Origin of the sequence: Streptomyces sp. CB02366 (assembly GCF_001905905.1) — a bacterium.
Lineage (GTDB): Bacteria > Actinomycetota > Actinomycetes > Streptomycetales > Streptomycetaceae > Streptomyces.
In genome coordinates this window covers 1-14,860 of the sequence record NZ_LIVT01000017.1, presented here as the reverse complement: position 1 = coordinate 14,860, position 14,860 = coordinate 1, and the positions used below count along the sequence as shown (strand labels likewise).

At 71.8% G+C, this 14,860-nt stretch carries 12 protein-coding genes; 4 read left to right on the top strand and 8 right to left on the bottom strand.

Annotation, left to right across the window (positions count from 1 at the left end):
* Nucleotides 1-39 precede the first annotated feature (39 nt).
* The 7 genes from AMK24_RS29120 to dacB all read right to left on the bottom strand — a co-directional run bounded on the left by AMK24_RS29120 (nucleotide 40) and on the right by dacB (nucleotide 8,741).
* The gene (locus AMK24_RS29120) at nucleotides 40-1,029 is read right to left on the bottom strand and encodes a hypothetical protein (RefSeq protein WP_242435280.1); all 990 of its coding nucleotides are present in this window, start codon (nucleotides 1,027-1,029) and stop codon (nucleotides 40-42) included.
* A gap of 67 nt (nucleotides 1,030-1,096) precedes the next feature.
* Nucleotides 1,097-1,702, bottom strand: coding sequence for a GTP cyclohydrolase I FolE (folE, locus tag AMK24_RS29115; RefSeq protein ID WP_073771889.1), 606 nt, complete (start codon nucleotides 1,700-1,702; stop codon nucleotides 1,097-1,099).
* Nucleotides 1,703-1,869: 167 nt separating this feature from the next.
* Nucleotides 1,870-3,921 carry an ATP-dependent zinc metalloprotease FtsH gene (gene ftsH, locus AMK24_RS29110; RefSeq protein ID WP_073771888.1) on the bottom strand — a complete coding sequence of 684 codons (2,052 nt, stop codon included), beginning with the start codon at nucleotides 3,919-3,921 and terminating at the stop codon, nucleotides 1,870-1,872.
* 182 nt (nucleotides 3,922-4,103) lie between these two features.
* Nucleotides 4,104-4,643 (bottom strand): hypoxanthine phosphoribosyltransferase, encoded by a 540-nt coding sequence (gene hpt / locus AMK24_RS29105; RefSeq protein ID WP_073771940.1) that lies wholly within the window; start codon nucleotides 4,641-4,643, stop codon nucleotides 4,104-4,106.
* 108 nt (nucleotides 4,644-4,751) lie between these two features.
* Nucleotides 4,752-5,864 carry a tRNA lysidine(34) synthetase TilS gene (tilS, locus tag AMK24_RS29100; RefSeq protein ID WP_073771887.1) on the bottom strand — a complete coding sequence of 371 codons (1,113 nt, stop codon included), beginning with the start codon at nucleotides 5,862-5,864 and terminating at the stop codon, nucleotides 4,752-4,754.
* Between the two features lie 197 nt (nucleotides 5,865-6,061).
* Nucleotides 6,062-7,195, bottom strand: coding sequence for a zinc-dependent metalloprotease (locus AMK24_RS29095; RefSeq protein WP_073771886.1), 1,134 nt, complete (start codon nucleotides 7,193-7,195; stop codon nucleotides 6,062-6,064).
* A gap of 70 nt (nucleotides 7,196-7,265) precedes the next feature.
* Nucleotides 7,266-8,741 (bottom strand): D-alanyl-D-alanine carboxypeptidase/D-alanyl-D-alanine endopeptidase, encoded by a 1,476-nt coding sequence (gene dacB, locus AMK24_RS29090; RefSeq protein WP_199876529.1) that lies wholly within the window; start codon nucleotides 8,739-8,741, stop codon nucleotides 7,266-7,268.
* Between the two features lie 86 nt (nucleotides 8,742-8,827).
* Between dacB and AMK24_RS29085 the strand changes: the two genes are divergently transcribed.
* Both AMK24_RS29085 and AMK24_RS29080 read left to right on the top strand, forming a co-directional pair.
* Complete coding sequence (locus tag AMK24_RS29085; RefSeq protein ID WP_003968257.1) at nucleotides 8,828-9,322, top strand: inorganic diphosphatase; 495 nt, start codon at nucleotides 8,828-8,830, stop codon at nucleotides 9,320-9,322.
* A 228-nt stretch (nucleotides 9,323-9,550) separates the two neighbouring features.
* Complete coding sequence (locus tag AMK24_RS29080) at nucleotides 9,551-11,254, top strand: threonine/serine ThrE exporter family protein (RefSeq protein ID WP_073771885.1); 1,704 nt, start codon at nucleotides 9,551-9,553, stop codon at nucleotides 11,252-11,254.
* Between the two features lie 181 nt (nucleotides 11,255-11,435).
* Here AMK24_RS29080 and AMK24_RS29075 read toward each other — a convergent pair whose 3' ends face one another.
* Nucleotides 11,436-12,152, bottom strand: coding sequence for a DedA family protein (locus AMK24_RS29075; RefSeq protein ID WP_073771884.1), 717 nt, complete (start codon nucleotides 12,150-12,152; stop codon nucleotides 11,436-11,438).
* Between the two features lie 493 nt (nucleotides 12,153-12,645).
* Between AMK24_RS29075 and wrbA the strand changes: the two genes are divergently transcribed.
* The gene (gene wrbA, locus AMK24_RS29070; RefSeq protein ID WP_073771883.1) at nucleotides 12,646-13,269 is read left to right on the top strand and encodes an NAD(P)H:quinone oxidoreductase; all 624 of its coding nucleotides are present in this window, start codon (nucleotides 12,646-12,648) and stop codon (nucleotides 13,267-13,269) included.
* Nucleotides 13,270-13,359: 90 nt separating this feature from the next.
* Entirely contained in the window at nucleotides 13,360-14,787 is a 1,428-nt protein-coding gene (locus AMK24_RS29065) for a glutamate decarboxylase (RefSeq protein ID WP_073771882.1), read from the top strand.
* The last annotated feature ends 73 nt before the right edge of the window (nucleotides 14,788-14,860 follow it).

Genomic DNA, 14,860 nt, shown 5'->3' with positions numbered 1-14,860 from the left:
CGGCCCCGACCGCACAGTGCGGTCGGGGCCGGGCCCGCCTCATGCCGCCACGCCCACCAGGTGGCCGTTCACCAGAAACGTGGGATACGGCCGAAGCCGGTACCCGTACAGGGTGAACGGCTTACCGAGTGCGATCCGGGGCCGTACGGACTGGACCGTCACCCAACTCGATTCCACCGGATCGGCGTCGTGGTGTTCCGGGCGGAAAGTGCCGCGGTCCGCCCAACGGTCCACCACGGTCAGATGCGACGCCAGCCCCTCCCTCCGGGGTGTGAACCGAGCGCCGATGATCTCGGCCAGGTCGACGAGGAAGGGCACATTGGCACTGACCAGAATCCGGCCGGCCCAGTGCTTGGCCCGGCACCCGTCACCGTCCGCGTACCCGTCGAGGAAGCCGTCGAAGACCTCGCGGTCCCGCAACACGACCCGGGGAAACGCTTGCCTCATGTGGTGCGCGTCGCCGCCTGCGTACTGGCGCAGCGCGTCGGCGAGGTACGAGGACACCACCCGGACCCGGAAGCCCGGGATGTCTCGCCCCAGGTATCCGGAAGGGCGTATCACCGGCTGGGGACGTGCGGGCAGCCCTGTCGCTTCGGTGAGGCTTCGCGCGTACCGGACGGCGAACGCTTCGTCGTTCACCACGAGCGAGACGTAGTTCTTGCCCACGGTGCCGTCCGCGCAGGTGGCCCCCACGAAATAGCCGAAGGCGTATCCCACGCGGAACGCGGGCCGTTCACGGCAGAGCTTGCGCGCCTGAGTCCATACGATGGACCTGCCCGCCGAGTCCTCCGCCCGGACCCAGCCGTCCGGCGTGGCCATCAGGAGATCCCCGGCGACCATGAAGGCCGCGTGGTCCGTGACGACCTGCACGGCCGTTCTCGCCTTGACGGCCCTCACTTCTGTGACCGCCGTCCGAACCGCACGGCCCCCGTCCAGCGTCCACAGCTCGGTGCCGACGGCTATATCCCGCGCCCGTAGGCGTCCCCCCACCGCGTTCACGGTCTGCCTGCTCGGTAAACCCTCACTCATGTGACGCTCCTCGGCCTGCTCTCCCTCACAGGCCGAGGAGCGTATCGGGTGCCGCCGACGAAGCGGGCTATCGAGCGAGTATCAGGCTCATCGCCTCGGCGCGGGTCGAGGCGTCGCGCAGTTGGCCGCGTACGGCCGACGTGGTGGTCTTCGCCCCGGGCTTGCGGATGCCCCGCACCGACATGCACATGTGCTCGGCCTCGATCACCACGATCGCGCCCCGCGCCTCCAGGATCCGCATGAGCGAGTCCGCCACCTGCGTGGTGAGTCGTTCCTGCACCTGGGGCCTGCGGGCGAAGACGTCCACCAGGCGCGCCAGCTTCGACAGACCGGTGATCTTGCCCGTCTCGGCCGGGATGTAGCCGACGTGCGCGACCCCGTGGAAGGGCAGCAGGTGGTGTTCGCAGAGCGACATGATCTCGATGTCCTTCACCAGGACCATCTCGTCGTGTCCGAGGTCGAAGGTCGTGGTGAGCACGTCCTCGGGCTCCTGCCGCAGGCCGGCCAGGATCTCCTGGTACGCCCGCGCCACCCGGGCCGGGGTCTCCCGCAGGCCCTCGCGGTCCGGGTTCTCGCCGACGGCGATCAGCAGCTCGCGTACGGCCGCCTCGGCCCGCTTCTCGTCGAATGCGCCGATCGGACCCTGCCCGTCCAGCGTCACGGGGTCGGTCATCTGTGCCTCGTTCCTCTGTGCCGTCCCGTACGCGGATTCGCGACCGGACACCGCGGACCTACGGAAAAGCCGCGCCCCCACAGGCTAGAACTTGGGGGGCGCGGCATCCATTCCGGGCCCGGTCCGGCCCCCGTGACGGGGGTCTCACCGGGGTGTCCGGTCCGGGACTAGCTCTCGGGACGGTCCTCGGGGACCGCCTCGGTGGACGGGCCGATGTCCTTCGTCAGATCCGTCGGAGCGATCTCCGGCGGAGTGGCCGAACCGTTGGCGGCGCCGTTGGTGAGGGCCAGTTCCTTGGGCGAGAGGACCGGGGGCCGGGTCGACGGGGTGCGTCGGGCGGAGCCGGTCCACGCCGGGCGGGCGGGGCGCTTCACGATCGGGGCGAAGATCTCCGCGATCTCGTCCTTGCCCAGCGTCTCCTTCTCCAGGAGTTCGAGCACGAGGGCGTCGAGGATGTCGCGGTTCTCGACGAGGATCTCCCACGCGTCGTTGTGGGCGGTCTCGATGAGCTTCTTGACCTCCTCGTCGACCAGGGCCGCGACCTCTTCCGAGTAGTCGCGCTGGTGGCCCATCTCGCGGCCCAGGAAGGGCTCCGAGTTGTCGCCGCCGAACTTGATCGCGCCGAGGCGCTCCGTCATGCCGTACTGCGTGACCATCGCGCGGGCCGTCGCCGTGGCCTTCTCGATGTCGTTGGCGGCGCCGGTGGTCGGGTCGTGGAAGACCAGCTCCTCGGCCGCGCGCCCGCCCAGCATGTACGCCAGCTGGTCGAGCATCTCGTTGCGGGTCGTGGAGTACTTGTCCTCCTCCGGGAGCACCATCGTGTAACCGAGGGCACGGCCGCGGGAGAGGATCGTGATCTTGTGGACCGGGTCCGACTGGGGGGAGGCCGCCGCGACCAGGGCGTGTCCGCCCTCGTGGTACGCGGTGATCTTCTTCTCCTTCTCGGACATGATCCGGGTCCGCTTCTGCGGACCCGCCACGACACGGTCGATCGCCTCGTCGAGACTCTCGTTGTCGATGAGCTTCTTGCCGCTGCGCGCCGTCAGGAGCGCCGCTTCGTTCAGCACGTTCGACAGGTCGGCGCCGGTGAAGCCGGGCGTGCGCCGGGCGACGGCGCCGAGGTCGACGTCCTCCGCGACGGGCTTGCCCTTCTGGTGCACCTTGAGGATCTCCAGGCGGCCCTGCATGTCCGGGCGGTCGACCGCGATCTGCCGGTCGAAGCGTCCCGGGCGCAGCAGCGCCGGATCGAGGATGTCCGGGCGGTTGGTGGCGGCGATCAGGATGACGCCGCCCTTCACGTCGAACCCGTCCATCTCGACGAGCAGCTGGTTGAGCGTCTGCTCGCGCTCGTCGTGACCGCCGCCCATGCCGGCGCCGCGGTGGCGGCCGACGGCGTCGATCTCGTCGACGAAGACGATCGCCGGGGCGTTCGCCTTGGCCTGCTCGAAGAGGTCGCGCACCCGGGAGGCGCCGACGCCGACGAACATCTCGACGAAGTCGGAGCCGGAGATCGAGTAGAACGGCACGCCCGCCTCGCCGGCGACGGCGCGGGCGAGCAGGGTCTTGCCCGTACCGGGCGGCCCGTAGAGCAGGACGCCCTTGGGGATCTTGGCGCCGACGGCCTGGAACTTCGCCGGCTCCTGGAGGAACTCCTTGATCTCGTGGAGCTCCTCGACCGCCTCGTCGGACCCCGCCACGTCGGCGAAGGTCGTCTTGGGGGTGTCCTTGGTGATCAGCTTGGCCTTGGACTTGCCGAACTGCATGACCTTGGAGCCGCCGCCCTGCATCTGGTTCATCAGAAACAGGAAGACGACCACGATGAGGACGAAGGGCAGCAGCGAGAGGAGGATCGAGACGAACGGGGACTGCTTGGACGGCGAGACGGTGTAACCCTTCTCGATGTCACCCGACTCGAACTTCTTCTGCAGCGTGTCGGCGAGCTCGACGCCCTGGTTGCCGATGTAGCTCGCCTGGAACTTGCTCCCGGACTCGCCCTCGAGCTTCTGGCCGTCCTTCAGCTCGACCTTGAGGATTTGTTCGTCACCGGTGGTCAGCTTGGCCTGCTCCACCTGGTCCTTGCTGATCGCCTGGACCACCTTGGCGGTGTCCACCGTCTTGTAGCCGCCCGACGAGCCGACGACCTGCATCAACACGACCACGGCGAGGACGGCCAGCACGATCCACATGACCGGCCCACGGAAGTATCGCTTCACGTCCATCCATACGGAGCGAAGACGCCCCGTCCCTCCTGCCCGTAGGTAAATGCTGCTGTTTGAAAAGAGTGTTCTTCGGACGGTACCTCAGCATGGGCGCCCCCGACCGCTGGGTGCCGCGGAGAAACCCGCTTTCGGAGCTTCAACGGCCCGAGGGCGGTGAGGGTTCCCCGGCAGGCGAGCCGGGGTCAGCCGCCGTAGACGTGCGGGGCGAGCGTGCCGACGAAGGGCAGGTTGCGGTACTTCTCCGCGTAGTCCAGCCCGTAGCCGACGACGAACTCGTTGGGGATGTCGAAACCGATCCATTTCACGTCGATGGCGACCTTTGCGGCATCCGGCTTGCGCAGCAGGGTGCAGACCTCCAGCGAGGCCGGCTCCCGGGAGCCCAGGTTGGACAGCAGCCAGGACAGCGTCAGGCCGGAGTCGATGATGTCCTCGACGATCAGGACGTGCTTGCCCTTGATGTCGGTGTCGAGGTCCTTGAGGATCCGCACGACGCCGGAGGACTGGGTGCCGGCCCCGTACGAGGAGACGGCCATCCAGTCCATCGTGACGGGGGACGACAGGGCGCGCGCCAGGTCCGCCATGACCATCACCGCGCCCTTGAGGACGCCGACGAGGAGCAGGTCCTTGCCCGCGTACTCCGCGTCGATCTTCGCGGCCAGCTCGACAAGCTTCGCGTCGATCTCTTCCTTGGTGAGGAGCACCGACTGGAGGTCGGTACCCATGTCCTTCTCGTTCACCCACGTCTCTTTCTGTGCTGCCGACGCCCTGGCCCGCCGGTCCGGGCGCACCCGGGCCGGCGGCGGTTCGCCTGCACTTCAGCCGCTCGCGCGTCAGCTCTGCCGAATGACCAGTCTGCCACCCTGCCGCATCGCCTCGACGCGGCCGGGCAGATTGATGGCCCGCTGGCCGCGCCAGCCGGTGATCAGGCGGTCGACTTCTTCCAGGTGCCGGGCGAAGAGGGAGCCGGCGGGCGACCCGGCGCCGATCAGGGCGCGGCGCAGCACCCGGCGGCGTACGGCGGGGGGCAGGGCGTAGAGGCCGGCGCACTCCAGGCCGCCGGTCTCGTCGCGTACGGACAGCTCGGCCTCGGTGGCCCAGGCGTCCAGGGCGTCGGCGTCGTCGCGGGAGAGCCGGGCGGTACGGGCGAGGGCCTCGACGACGCCCTTGCCGAGCGCCTTCTCCAGCGCGGGCAGCCCTTCGTGGCGCAGCCGGGAGCGGGTGTAGGCGGGGTCGGTGTTGTGCGGGTCGTCCCAGACGGGGATCGACTGGACCAGGCAGGCCTTGCGGACGGTCTGCCGGTCGAGCCGGAGGAAGGGGCGGCGGTAGCGGCCGGCCGGGCCGGAGGCGTCGGCCATGCCGGAGAGCGAGCGGATGCCGGAGCCGCGGGCGAGGCCGAGCAGGACGGTCTCGGCCTGGTCGTCGCGGGTGTGACCGAGCAGGACGGCGGCGGCGCCGTGGCGTTCGGCGGCGGCGTCCAGCGCGGCGTAGCGGGCGTCGCGGGCGGCGGCCTCGGGGCCGCCCTCGCGTCCGACGTGCACGGCGACGGCCTCGACGGGGTCGAGTTCCATGGCGGCGAGCCGGGTGACGACCTCGGTGGCGCGGAGTGCGGAACCCTGCTGGAGGTTGTGGTCGACGGTGATGCCGCCGGCCCGGACGCCGAGTCTGCGTGCCTCGAAGGCGAGGGCGGAGGCGAGCGCCATGGAGTCGGCGCCGCCGGAGCAGGCGACGAGGACGAGCGGGGCGCCGGGCCGTTCGGGGAGGGCCGCGCGGGCGCCGCCCGCCGGGGCGGCCACGGCGCGGGGAGAGCGGGCGGCGTGCGCGGTGCGCTTCGCGGCGCCGGCGGGCCGGTCGTCTCCGGCGTGCCGGTGGAAATCGGTGAGGACGTCGTGGAGTACGCGGCGGACCGCCAGGCGTATCGCCGCGACCGCAGGATGGGGACCCATGTCCGGTGCCCTTCGTGGAGTTCGGGAGGAGCGTCGAGCGCCGGAACGCGTGAGTCCCGTCACTCAGAGTGCGTCGATGGTGACAGAGGCAAGCTGTTCATCGAGCATTGCACGCCTTCCCGTGGCTCCATGGTCCCTCGGATGGGTGATTAGGGGGCGAATATCGGTCCCCCAGGAGTATTCGGGCCGTCCGATGGTCAGGATTCGGCCTTACGGTGCACGCGCGCGACCCAGTCGGCGGGCTTGGCGATCTCCGCCTTGGTCGGGAGGGTGTTGGGCGAGGTCCAGACGCGGTTGAAGCCGTCCATGCCGACCTCGTCGACGACCGATCGCACGAACTTCTCGCCGTCCTTGTACTGGCGCAGCTTGGCGTCGAGGCCGAGGAGCTTGCGCAGGGCTTGGTCGAGGCGGCCGGCGCCCTGGGCGCGGCGCTGCTGGAACTTCTCCCGGATCTCGGAGACCGAGCCCACGACGCCGGGGCCGACGCCGTCCATGACGTAGTCCGCGTGTCCTTCGAGGAGGGACATGACGGCGGTGAGGCGGCCGAGGACCTCGCGCTGGGCGGGGGTCTGGACGATGTCGACGAGGCTGCGGCCCCCGCTCTCGCCCTCTTCGCCCTCGGGCCGGCCGCCGGCGAGGGACTGGGCGGCCTCGCGGAGGCGTTCCAGGAAGGTCATCGGGTCGACGTCGGTCTCGTCGAGGAACGTCTGGATCTCGCCCCGGAGGTGGTCGCGGAGCCAGGGCACGCCGGTGAACTGGGTGCGGTGGGTCTCCTCGTGGAGGGCGACCCAGAGCCGGAAGTCGTGCGGGTCGACGCCCAGTTCGCGTTCGACGTGGACGATGTTGGGGGCGACGAGCAGGAGTCGGCCGCCGCCGTCGGCGGAGGCGGGCAGCTCCCGGGTGGCGGGGGCGAAGGTCTCGTACTGGCCGAGCACACGGGAGGCGAGGAACGAGAGCAGCATGCCCAGTTCGACGCCGGTGACCTTGCCGCCGACCGCGCCGAGGACGGCGCCGCCGGGTCCGCCGGGGCGGCGGTTCTCCATCTTGGCGAGCAGGGGCTTGAGGAGTTCGCGGAAGCCCGCCACGTTGGCCTTGATCCAGCCGGAGCGGTCCACGACGAGGACGGGGGTGTCCTCGGGTTCGGTCCCTTCGGGGACCATCCGGGTGAACTCCCGGACGTGCTGCTCGGACGCCTTGGCGTGGCGGCGGAGCTCCGCGACGACGGCGCGGGCCTCCTCGCGGCTGATGTCGGGCCCGGGACGTACGAGCCGGGTCGCGGTCGCCACCGCGAGATTCCAGTCGACCATCTGGGCACCACCGATGCTCGTCATGCGTCAACCGTACGTGAGCCCGTCGTCCGGCGGCGGGGTCTTGCGCGGCTCGCCGGATGCGGCGCCGTCCTCAGCCGCCCGTCCCGGCGAGGGCGGTGGCCAGGGCGTCGAGGGCGGGTTCGGCCTCGGTGGCGGAGGTGCTGCCGGAGGCGAGGAAGGCGAAGGCGAGCAGCCGGCCCTTCCGGTCCACGACGGTCCCGGCGAGGGAGTTGACGCCCCGGAGGGTGCCGGTCTTGGCGCGGATCAGACCGGTGCCCGCCGCGTCCCGCTCGTAGCGGCCGCCGAGGGTGCCGCTGAATCCGGCGATCGGGAGGCCGGTGAGGGCGGGGCGCAGCCCCGGGCGCTCGGGGTCGGCGGCGCGGGCGAGGAGGGCGGTCAGGAGGGCGGGGGTGACCCGGCCCGCGCGGTCCAGGCCGCTGCCGTCGGCGAAGCGGGCCCCGGCGACGGGGACCTGGAGCTTCTTGAGTTCGTTGGTGACGGCGCGGCCCGCTCCCGCGAAGGACGCCTTCTCGCCCTTGGCGATGGCGGTCTGCCGGGCGAGGGCTTCGGCGATGTCGTTGTCGCTGTTGGTGAGGGTGCGCTCGGCGAGGGCGGAGAGCGGGGCCGAGCGGTGGGTCGCGACGGTGCGGGCGGACGTGGCGGCGCGGGCCTCGCGGGGGGCGCCGGCGACCTGGACGCCCTCCTTCTCCAGGGCCCGGGCGAAGGCGCGGGCGGCGTCGCCGGCCGGGTCGTCGGTGCGGTCGGCCGGGCCGCGGTCCGTGTCGTCGAGGCGGCCCTCGTCCACCATGAGGGCGGTGACGGGCGCGATGTTCTCGTTGGGGCTGATCGGGTGGAGTACGGGGCCGGTGTAGCGGGAGACGTCGTAGGCGAGGCGGACGGGGTCCCGGCCGTCCTCGCGCAGGGCCCGGGCGGCCCGGGCGGCCATCGAGCGCAGGTCCGCCGCGCTGAGCGTGGGGTCGCCGCCGCCGACCAGGGTCAGGGTGCGGGAGTCGGGGGAGAGCGCGGCGGTGGTGGTGATGCGGTGGTCGGGGCCGAGGACGGAGAGGGCCGCGACGGTGGTGGCGATCTTGACGGTGGAGGCCGGGGTCATCGGGGTGGCGGCGCCGTGCTCGTACAGCCGCTCGCCCGTGGCGGCGTCGATGACGGAGGCGGCGAGCTTGTTCCCGAGTCCGGGCGCGCCGATCAGCGGGGCGAGGGCGTCGCGGAGTCCGGCGGGGTCCTGGGGGGCTTCCCGGGCGGCGGTGCCGAGGGCGGGGAGGACGGCGGGGGCGCTGGGGGCCGGGCGGGGGCCGTCGGGGGCGGGGCGGCCGTGATGTGCGCCACCTGTCCGGTCGGCGGTGACTGCCAGGGCCCGCTCGGCCTTACGCTGACCGTTGTCCCAGGGGCCGGCGGCGAGGACGGCGCCGGCGGCCACGGCCAGGCCGAGCGTTGCGGAGCCTGCGATCACCTGCCAGGTGGAGGACCCGTTGCGCTTCCTCGTCAGGATCTTCGGCCCGCCCCACGGGTCCGAGGGGCGCACCGACGGTTCTTCCACCTGCTCGGCCACCGCTGACCAGCCCCTTTCGCGAGCACTCTTCTGCGTGGGGGACACTTAATCACCAGTCGTATGTGTTGATCATGGAGGAGCCACCCGTGGAGTTCGACGTCACCATCGAGATCCCGAAGGGTTCGCGGAACAAGTACGAGGTGGACCACGAGACCGGTCGGATCCGCCTGGACCGTCGACTCTTCACCTCGACCAGCTACCCGGCCGACTACGGCTTCGTCGAGAACACCCTCGGCGAGGACGGCGACCCGCTGGACGCGCTCGTCATCCTGGACGAGCCGACCTTCCCCGGTTGCCTCATCAAGTGCCGTGCCATCGGCATGTTCCGGATGACCGACGAGGCGGGCGGCGACGACAAGCTGCTCTGCGTCCCGGCGTCCGACCCGCGCGTGGAGCACCTGCGCGACATCCACCACGTGTCGGAGTTCGACCGCCTGGAGATCCAGCACTTCTTCGAGGTCTACAAGGACCTGGAGCCGGGCAAGTCCGTCGAGGGCGCCGACTGGGTCGGCCGCGCCGAGGCGGAGGCCGAGATCGAGGCCTCGTACAAGCGCCTGGAGGCGCAGGGCGGCGCGCACTGACGTACTCCTTCCGGTTCCGTCGCTGAGCCGGACGGCCGTCGTGGAACGGGCGGCACACCTTCGCGGGTGTGCCGCCCGTTCCGCTGTCCGCGCCTCCGCCCGGGGGGTCCGCGGAGGCGCGCGGGACGCGCGGCCCGCGCACGTGCGGCACCCATGCCGGTGGCCATACTGGGCACACGTGCGGCGGGGCACCCCCAGTGACGTGCAGTCGAGCAGGAACGAGGTCGAGTGGTGGCGGAACCGGGCGGTCCCGAGGACCAGAAGCCCCAGTCCGACGAGGCGCGGAGCGCTTTCGCTCCGCCCGCCGGGACGATGCAGCCGGTGTCGCCGCCCGAGGAGGACCATCCGACGTCGGAATTCGCCCTTCCGACCGGGGTGCAGCCGGAGCCGAGCGGTTCACCGGGGCCGGGCGGCGGTTCCGGGGGCGGCTCGAACTCCGACACGCTGAGTTCCGCCTTCACGCCGCCGAGCACGTACAGGGCCCAGCAGTCGCCGCCCGCGTTCACTCCCGCGCAGGGCATTCCGATGGTCAAGTTGACCAAGGAGGCGCCCTGGCAGGACCGGATGCGCACGATGCTGCGCATGCCGGTGACCGAGCGCCCCGCGGCGGAGTCGATCCAGCACACCGACGACGAGACCGGCCCCGCGGTGCCGCGCGTGCTCGACCTGACGCTGCGTATCGGGGAGCTGCTGCTGGCGGGCGGCGAGGGGGCCGAGGACGTCGAGGCGGCGATGTTCGCGGTGACCCGGTCCTACGGGCTTGACCGCAGCGAGCCGACGGTGACGTTCACGCTGCTGTCCATCTCGCACCAGCCCTCGCTGGTCGACGACCCGGTGACGGCGAGCCGTACGGTGCGCCGCCGGGGCACCGACTACACCCGGCTGGCGGCCGTGTTCCGGCTGGTGGACGACATCACCAGCACGGACGCAGAGGTGTCGCTGGAGGAGGCCTACCGGCGGCTCGCCGAGATTCGCCGCAACCGCCACCCCTACCCGGGCTGGGTGCTGACGGCGGCGGCCGGTCTGCTGGCCGGTTCGGCCTCGGTGCTGGTGGGCGGCGGGGTGCTGGTGTTCCTGGTGGCGGCGGCGGGCGCGATGCTCGGCGACCGGCTGGCGTGGCTGTGCGCGGGGCGCGGGCTGCCGGAGTTCTACCAGTTCACGGTGGCCGCGATGCCGCCGGCCGCGATGGGGGTGGCGCTGACGCTGACCCACTCGACGGACATCCGGCCCTCCGCGGTGATCACCGGTGGGCTGTTCGCGCTGCTGCCGGGGCGGGCGCTGGTGGCGGGGGTGCAGGACGGGCTGACCGGCTACTACATCACCGCCGCGGCCCGCCTCCTGGAGGTCATGTACTTCTTCATCGGCATCGTCGCGGGCGTGCTGATCGTGCTGTACCTGGGGCTCCAGCTGGGGGCGCAGCTCAATCCGGAGGCCCGGTTCACGCCGTACAACGAGCCGGTGGTGCAGATCCTGGCGTCGATGGCGCTGAGCCTGGCCTTCGCCGTGCTGCTCCAGCAGGAGCGGTCGACGGTGCTGGCGGTCACCCTGAACGGCGGCGTGGCCTGGATCGTCTTCGGGGCGCTGGCGCGGACCGGAGGCATCTCGCCGGTCGCGGCGACGGCGGTGGCGGCCGGTCTGGTGGGGCTGTTCGGCCAGTTGTTCTCGCGCTACCGGTTCACCTCCTCGCTGCCGTACATCACGGCGGCGATCGGCCCGCTGCTGCCCGGCTCGGCGACGTACTTCGGTCTGCTGGGCGTGGCGCAGAACGAGCTGGACGCGGGGCTCGCCTCGCTGTCGACGGCCGTCGCGACGGCGCTGGCGATCGCGATCGGGGTGAACCTGGGGAGCGAGATCTCGCGGCTGTTCATGGGGCTGCCGGGGGCGGTCGGCGGGGCGAGCCGCCGGGCGGCGAAGCGGACCAGGGGGTTCTGAGCCGCCGCCCGCCCGGCGGGCGCCGGGGCTGCCCGGTCCGAGGCCTGGGTCCGCCCGCCGGGGCCGCGTGGCCGGTCCGGGACCGCGTGCCGTACGGAGGGGCCGCCCGCCGCGGAGACGAGAGCGCCCCGCCCCGTGGATCTTCCGGGGCGGGGCGCTCGCGCGTGCGCGTACAGGGGGGTCAGCGCTTGGCGTGCCGGCCGCGCTGGCCGGAGGAGGGGCCGTTGCCGCCCCCCGGGGGCCGGCCGGAGCCGTCGCCTTCCAGGGCGGCGGCCTTCTTGCCCTGGCTGCGGGCGCGCAGGACCTCGATCACGATCGGCACCACGGAGATGAGCACGATCAGGATGAGGATCATCTCGATGTGCTCGTGCACGAAGTCGATCTTGCCGAGCAGGGCCCCGAGCACGGTGACGCCGACGCCCCAGAGGATCGCGCCGACGACGTTGTACGTGATGAAGGAGCGGTAGTTCATCCGGCTGACGCCCGCGATGATCGGGGTGAAGGTGCGCACGATGGGCACGAACCGGGCCAGGACCAGGGACTTCGGGCCGTGCTTCTCGAAGAACTCGTGGGCCTTCTCCACGTTCTCCTGCTTGAAGAGGCGGGAGTCGGGGCGCTTGAAGAGGGCCGGGCCGACCTTGCGGCCGAAGAGGTAGCCCACCTGGTCGCCGACGATCGCGGCCACCGCGATCAGGGTGCAGACCAGCCAGAGCGGGTATTTCAGCTGGCCGGTGGTCACCAGCAGGCCCGTGGTGAACAGCAGCGAGTCGCCGGGCAGGAAGAACCCGATGAGGAGTCCGGACTCGGCGAAGACGATGAGGAGCAGGCCGGGGAGCCCGAACGTGTTGAGCAGATAGTCCGGGTCCAGCCAGCTCGGTCCGAGCGCAAGCGTATTCAAGGGTCCGGGCTCCAGAATGAGGGGTGCGATGGCGGCTCTGTGGCCGCCCCAAGCTATCAACGCCCGATGCGTGCCGGTGGTTCCAGTGGCGTACAGCGGGAATGGGCATCCTACGAAGCGGCCGGGAGCCGCCCGCGGGAGGTGCCGCGCACAGCCCCGTGGAGGGTGCGGCGGCGGTGATAGGCCAGGGGGCCGGGGCGGGCGGTCAGCCGCAGCGGTGCGGCCGACGGCGTACGCGGCCGGGGGCTCCGCGTCGGAGACGGACCCGGCACCGCGGCCCGCCCCCTGCCGTACGCGGCGGGGAGTACGCGGCGGGGAGAAGAAGCTCGTCGCCCGCCGCGCACGGCACCGGGAAGGACCCGCTCGCCGCGCCGTGCGCACCGAATCCCCTTATGGTCCGAATAGCGCCTTCTGTGCCTCTATGCGCCGATGTGCGTCCGCGCCACCCGCTGACACCGTTCGCCACCGCTGCCGCTTCGTCGGAGGTCCCCGTATGTCCACGCCCGTCACCGTCGCCGTCGTCTACTACTCCTCCACCGGCACCATCGCGAGGATCGCGAAGGCCATCGCCGAGGACGCGGAGCGGGCCGGGGCCCAGGTGCGGCTGCGCCGGGCGGCGGAGCTGGCCCCGCAGGCCGCGATCGACTCCAACCCCGCGTGGGCCGAGAACGCCCGCGCGACCGCCGGCATCCCCGAGGTGTCGCCGGACGACATGGTCTGGGCGGACGCGGTGATCTTCGGTTCACCGACCCGGTACGGGAACGTCGCCGCCCAGCTCAAGCAGTTCATCGACACGCTCGGCGGGCTCTGGCAGTCCGGGCAGCTCGCCGACAAGGTCTACAGCGGGTTCACCTCCAGCTCCACCGCCCACGGCGGCCAGGAGTCCACGCTGCTCGCGCTCTACAACACGGTCCACCATTTCGGCGGCATCCTCGTCGCCCCGGGGTACACCGATCCGTCGAAGTTCGTCGACGGCAACCCGTACGGCACTTCGCACGTCTCCGGGCAGGGCGACATCCCGGTCGGCGAGCAGACGCTCACCGCCGCCCGCGTGCAGGCCGAGCGGGTCGTGAGGGTCACCCGGGCGCTCAAGGCCGGCCTGGCCGCCGGCGACTGACCCCGCCCGGCCGCCGTACCGCCCCCCGCCCACCGGTCCCGCGCGTCGGCGAGAGCCGAGCGCGCGCCGGCTCAGAGAAGGGTTCCCACCATGCCGCTCCACCGCGGTGCCCACCCGCACGGGGACGAGCCCTCCGAGGAGCAGCGCAGGCTCGCCCTGAACCCGTTCTACGGCGAGGCGGATCCGACCGCGGCGATGACCACGGCGCCGCCCCGCCACCGGTTGCCCGACGGGCCGCTGCCGCCGCCGACCGCCTACCGGCTGGTCCACGACGAGCTGATGCTCGACGGCAACTCCCGGCTCAACCTGGCCACGTTCGTCACCACCTGGATGGAGCCGCAGGCCGACGTCCTGATGAGCGAGTGCCGGGACAAGAACATGATCGACAAGGACGAGTACCCGCGCACCGCCGAGCTGGAGCGGCGCTGCGTGGCGATGCTCGCCGACCTGTGGAACGCCCCCGATCCGGAGACGGCCGTGGGGTGCTCGACCACCGGGTCCAGTGAGGCGTGCATGCTCGCGGGGCTGGCCCTGAAGCGGCGCTGGACCCGGCGGAACGCGGACCGCTACCCGGCGACGGCGAAGCCCAATCTGGTGATGGGCGTCAACGTCCAGGTGTGCTGGGAGAAGTTCTGCGACTTCTGGGAGGTCGAGGCCCGCCAGGTCCCGATGGACGGCGACCGCTTCCACCTCGACCCGGCGGCCGCCGTCGAGCTGTGCGACGAGAACACCATCGGGGTGGTCGGCATCCTCGGCTCCACCTTCGACGGCTCCTACGAGCCGATCGCGGAGCTGTGCGCGGCCCTGGACGCCCTCCAGGAGCGCACCGGCCTCGACGTCCCGGTCCACGTGGACGGGGCGTCCGGCGGGATGGTGGCGCCCTTCCTCGACCCGGAGCTGGAGTGGGACTTCCGGCTGCCGAGGGTGGCGTCGATCAACACGTCGGGGCACAAGTACGGGCTCGTCTACCCGGGCGTCGGCTGGGTGCTGTGGCGTACGCCGGACGCGCTGCCGCGGGAGCTGGTCTTCCGGGTCGACTACCTGGGCGGCGAGATGCCCACGTTCGCGCTGAACTTCTCGCGGCCCGGGGCGCAGGTGGTCGCGCAGTACTACACGTTCCTGCGCCTCGGGCGCGAGGGCTACCGGGCGGTCCAGCAGGCGTCCCGGGACGTGGCCCGCGGGCTGGCGCGGGCGGTGGAGGAGCTGGGCGACTTCCGGCTCCTCACCCGGGGCGACCAGTTGCCGGTGTTCGCCTTCACGACGAAGGACGACGTCCAGGCGTACGACGTCTTCGACGTGTCGCGCCGGCTGCGGGAACGGGGCTGGCTGGTGCCCGCGTACACCTTCCCGGCCGACCGGCAGGACCTGTCGGTGCTGCGGGTGGTGTGCCGCAACGGATTCTCCTCGGACCTGGCCGAGCTCCTGATCGGAGACCTGAAACTGCTGCTGCCCGAACTGCGCGCCCAGAGCCACCCGTTGAGCCGGGACCGGTCGGCCTCGACGGCGTTCCACCACTAGGGCCCGTCGTCACACTGCCGCCTGCCGGGCGACGGCGGCGGTGTGACGACAGGCCCTAGCTGTATTGACCCGC